The 3827-nt window shown below is 69.7% G+C and carries 6 protein-coding genes; 5 read left to right on the forward strand and 1 reads right to left on the reverse strand.

Annotated elements, in window-relative coordinates; genetic code table 11:
• The 5 genes from pcaC to EHS43_RS39765 all read left to right on the forward strand — a co-directional run.
• Positions 1 to 413: 4-carboxymuconolactone decarboxylase (gene pcaC / locus EHS43_RS39745; RefSeq protein ID WP_125195422.1), on the forward strand; the 413-nt coding region annotated here is incomplete at its 5' end.
• A 33-nt stretch (positions 414 to 446) separates the two neighbouring features.
• Positions 447 to 1082, forward strand: a complete 636-nt coding sequence (locus tag EHS43_RS39750) for an MBL fold metallo-hydrolase (RefSeq protein ID WP_125195423.1) — start codon at positions 447 to 449, stop codon at positions 1080 to 1082.
• Positions 1083 to 1112: 30 nt separating this feature from the next.
• On the forward strand, positions 1113 to 1892 hold the full coding sequence (locus EHS43_RS39755) for an exodeoxyribonuclease III (RefSeq protein WP_125195424.1): 780 nt from the start codon (positions 1113 to 1115) through the stop codon (positions 1890 to 1892).
• Positions 1893 to 1972: 80 nt separating this feature from the next.
• Positions 1973 to 2380, forward strand: coding sequence for a DUF6278 family protein (locus tag EHS43_RS39760; RefSeq protein WP_125195425.1), 408 nt, complete (start codon positions 1973 to 1975; stop codon positions 2378 to 2380).
• Between the two features lie 126 nt (positions 2381 to 2506).
• The gene (locus tag EHS43_RS39765) at positions 2507 to 3253 is read left to right on the forward strand and encodes an amino acid ABC transporter ATP-binding protein (protein ID WP_125195426.1); all 747 of its coding nucleotides are present in this window, start codon (positions 2507 to 2509) and stop codon (positions 3251 to 3253) included.
• 170 nt (positions 3254 to 3423) lie between these two features.
• Here the strand turns inward: EHS43_RS39765 and EHS43_RS39770 are convergent.
• A partial coding sequence (locus EHS43_RS39770) for a CocE/NonD family hydrolase C-terminal non-catalytic domain-containing protein (RefSeq protein ID WP_312023471.1) occupies positions 3424 to 3827 on the reverse strand: 404 nt, incomplete at its 5' end.

Below are 3827 nucleotides of genomic sequence, written 5' to 3' on the forward strand. Positions count from 1 at the left end.
CCGCCGCCCCGGACCCCCAGGCGGCGAACCGTGTCGACCCCTACGACACCGGCATCAAGGTGCGCCGCGAGGTGCTCGGCGACGCGCACGTGGACGGGGTGCTGGCGCAGGCCGACGACTTCTCGGGCGACTTCCAGGAACTCCTCACCCGTTACGCCTGGGGCGAGATCTGGGACCGACCGGGCCTGGACCGCAGATCCCGCAGTATCGCCACCCTCACCGCGCTGGTCGCGGGCGGCCACCTGGACGAGCTCGCCGCACATACCCGGGCCGCCCTGCGCAACGGCCTCACTCCCTCCGAGATCAAGGAAGTGCTGCTCCAGGCGGCCGTCTACTGCGGTGTCCCGGCGGCCAACAGCGCGTTCAAGGTGGCCCAGCAGGTCATCCGCGAGGAGACCACCCCCACCGAGTGAACCGGGCGTTCGCCCCGGAGGCAGGATGGAGCCATGAAGCTCACGAAGATGCTGCACGCCTGTGTCCGTCTGGAGAAGGACGGACGCACCCTCGTCCTGGACCCCGGGGCCTTCTGCGAGGAGGACGCGGCCCTCGGCGCCGACGCGATCCTGGTCACGCACGAACACCCGGACCACTTCAGCGAGGAACGCCTGCGGACGGCCCTGGACGCCAACCCTGCCGCCGAGATCTGGACCCTGAAGTCGGTCGCCGAGAAGATCTCGACTGCCTTCCCCGGCCGGGTGCACACCGTCGGCCACGGCGACACCTTCACCGCCGCCGGTTTCGACGTCCAGGTCCACGGCGAACTGCACGCCGTGATCCACCCGGACATCCCGCGCATCACCAACGTCGGCTACCTGATCGACGGCGGTACGGTCTTCCATCCCGGCGACGCCCTCACCGTCCCCGACCACGCCGTCGAGACGCTGATGCTCCCGGTCATGGCCCCCTGGAACAAGATCTCCGAGGTCATCGACTACGTCCGTGAGGTCAAGCCGCAGCGCGCCTACGACATCCACGACGCCCTGCTCACCGACCTCGCCCGCCCGATCTACGACAACCAGATCGGTGCCCTCGGCGGCGCGGAGCACCTGCGGCTGAAGCCGGGGGAGAGCACGGCTCTGTGAGTGTCGGTGCCGCCCGGTAGGTTGTCAGGCATGCGCATCGCGACCTGGAACGTCAACTCGATCACCGCTCGTCTCCCGAGGCTGCTGGCCTGGCTGGAGAGCACCGGCACGGACGTGCTGTGCCTCCAGGAGGCCAAGCTCGCCGAGGAGCAGTTCCCGTTCGACCAGCTGCGCGAGGCGGGCTACGAGGCAGCGGTGAACGCGACCGGGCGGTGGAACGGCGTGGCGGTGATCTCCAGGGTGGGCATCGAGGACGTCGTCAAGGGCCTGCCCGGAGACCCCGGCTACGACGGCGCTCCGGAGCCCCGCGCCATCTCCGCGACCTGCGGTCCGGTCCGCGTCTGGTCGGTCTACGTGCCCAACGGCCGCGAGGTCGACCACCCGCACTACGCCTACAAGCTCCAGTGGTTCGAGGCCCTCAGGGCCGCCGTCGCCGGTGACGCGGCGGGCAGCCGCCCCTTCGCGGTCCTCGGCGACTACAACGTGGCGCCGACGGACGACGACGTCTACGACGTGGCGGCCTTCGAGGGCCTCACCCACGTCACCCCGGCCGAGCGCGCCGCCCTCGCCTCCCTGCGCGAGGCGGGCCTGTCGGACGTGGTCCCGCGACCCCTCAAGTACGACCACCCGTTCACGTACTGGGACTACCGCCAGCTCGGCTTCCCCAAGAACCGCGGCATGCGCATCGACCTGGTCTACGGCAACGAACCCTTCGCGAAGGCCGTCACCGACGCCTACGTCGACCGTGAGGAGCGCAAGGGCAAGGGCGCCTCCGACCACGCGCCGGTGGTCGTGGACCTGGACGTCTAGCTTTCCGGCCCGGAGCCGGCCGGAAACCGCGGCCCGCGCGCCTGTGGTGCATACGGCCGGGTGAGTGACACGCTGGGCGTATGAAGATCCCTTTTCTGGGCGGCCGGAGTGAGAAACCGGGGACCCGCGACCCCGAGGGCATCGCCGAACTTCTCTCCGAGTGCGAGCTCCTGCGCTCCCACGCCTCCCGCTCCGGTGTCCGGCTGGACGACACGGTCGCCTCGTTGGAGGCGCTCGACCAACTGGTGCCCGGCTGGCGGGACGACGAGGAGATCCTGCTCTGGCTCGGCAACGACGCGGGGCTCTACCTGGGCACGGTCATCGTGCGGACCGTCCCCGGGGCGGCCTGGGATCTGCGCCCGGACGGGCAGCCCGTGGTCCGGCTGGAGTCCGGCCGGGAGTTCGACGTCGTGGCCGCGGGGCACGAGTGGGCCGCCAGCGGGGTGCCGGAGCTGTCCCAGCTCTACGCCGAGGTCGCCGAGGAGTGAGCCCATGGCCGTAAGCGCGGCGTAAATACGGCTAATGGCCGGACGGTGCGTGTCGTTCCCTGTCCGCGATCTTGCCTCGATAGGTTGCGGCAACCACGACACAGCTGAGAGTGAGTAGGGCTGGGCATGGCCGTCGTCGATCCGTTGATCGAACTGCGTGACGTCAACAAGTACTACGGGGAGCTGCATGTCCTGCAGGACATCAACCTCACCGTCGGCAAGGGGGAGGTGGTCGTGGTCATCGGCCCTTCGGGGTCGGGCAAGTCCACGCTCTGCAGGACGATCAACCGCCTGGAGACCATCAAGTCCGGTTCCATCACGCTCGACGGGCAGCCGCTGCCCGCGGAGGGCAAGGCCCTCGCGAAGCTCCGTGCCGAGGTCGGCATGGTCTTCCAGTCCTTCAACCTGTTCGCCCACAAGACAGTCCTGCAGAACGTCTCGCTGGGCCAGGTCAAGGCCCGTGGACGCAAGAAGGACGAGGCCGACCGGCGTTCGCGCCAACTCCTCGACCGGGTGGGCCTCGCCGACCAGGCCGACAAGTACCCTGCCCAGCTCTCGGGCGGTCAGCAGCAGCGCGTGGCCATCGCCCGCGCCCTCGCCATGGAGCCCAAGGCTCTCCTCTTCGACGAGCCCACCTCCGCCCTGGACCCGGAGATGATCAACGAGGTCCTGGAGGTCATGCGCCAACTGGCCCGGGAGGGCATGACCATGGTCGTCGTCACCCACGAGATGGGCTTCGCCCGCTCGGCCGCGAACCGCGTGGTGTTCATGGCCGACGGCCGCATCGTCGAGGACCGTGCCCCCGACGACTTCTTCACCAACCCGGACAGCGAGCGCGCCAGGGACTTCCTCTCCAAGATCCTCAAGCACTGAGAGGGGCGACGGCCATGTCCTCGAGCCTCGACTACGATGGTCCGCTCACCCCCGAGGTGACGGAGGCCGAGCCTCCAGGGACCCTGCTGCCGCGTGGGGGTCCCCCCACGGCCCGTCAGCCGTAGGGGGCAGCAGCCACAGAGCCCCACCCGGCCGGCGCCGGCCGGAGATCACTGCTCGCGCAGCGGAATCGACACGTACGACGGGTCGTTCGCCGGTGAGGAGAAGGTCAGCCGAGCGCCGGACGGGTTGTGCTCGATGTAGAGCGGGTCGACCGTGTCCACCACCAGGGCCAGACGGTGCCCTGCCGGGACGTCGTAGGCCGTGGAGAACAGCTCCAGGTCGACACCGAACGGCTTGCCGGGCGTCTGCCCGTGGAAGGTGTACGGCGCGTGCGAGACCAGCTTGCCGAGGCCGAGCGGCCCCACGTCGTACAGGTAGGCGACGAGGGTGCCGCTCTCCTTGGTGGGGGTCAGGGTGGTGTGCAACTTGGCGGTACCGCGCACCTGTTGGGCCGTCACGTACTTCTCCGACTGCCAGACGGCGGCCCAGCGGCGGGGGAGCAGGGGGAGGG

The organism is Streptomyces sp. RP5T, assembly GCF_003933965.1.
Lineage (GTDB): Bacteria > Actinomycetota > Actinomycetes > Streptomycetales > Streptomycetaceae > Streptomyces.

What these genes read in the sequence shown, in the direction of transcription:
- EHS43_RS39750 (WP_125195423.1), top strand. Translation starts at nt 447, where the DNA reads ATGAAGCTCACGAAGATGCTGCACGCCTGTGTCCGTCTGGAGAAGGAC.
- EHS43_RS39755 (WP_125195424.1), top strand. Translation starts at nt 1,113, where the DNA reads ATGCGCATCGCGACCTGGAACGTCAACTCGATCACCGCTCGTCTCCCG.
- EHS43_RS39760 (WP_125195425.1), top strand. Translation starts at nt 1,973, where the DNA reads ATGAAGATCCCTTTTCTGGGCGGCCGGAGTGAGAAACCGGGGACCCGC.
- EHS43_RS39765 (WP_125195426.1), top strand. Translation starts at nt 2,507, where the DNA reads ATGGCCGTCGTCGATCCGTTGATCGAACTGCGTGACGTCAACAAGTAC.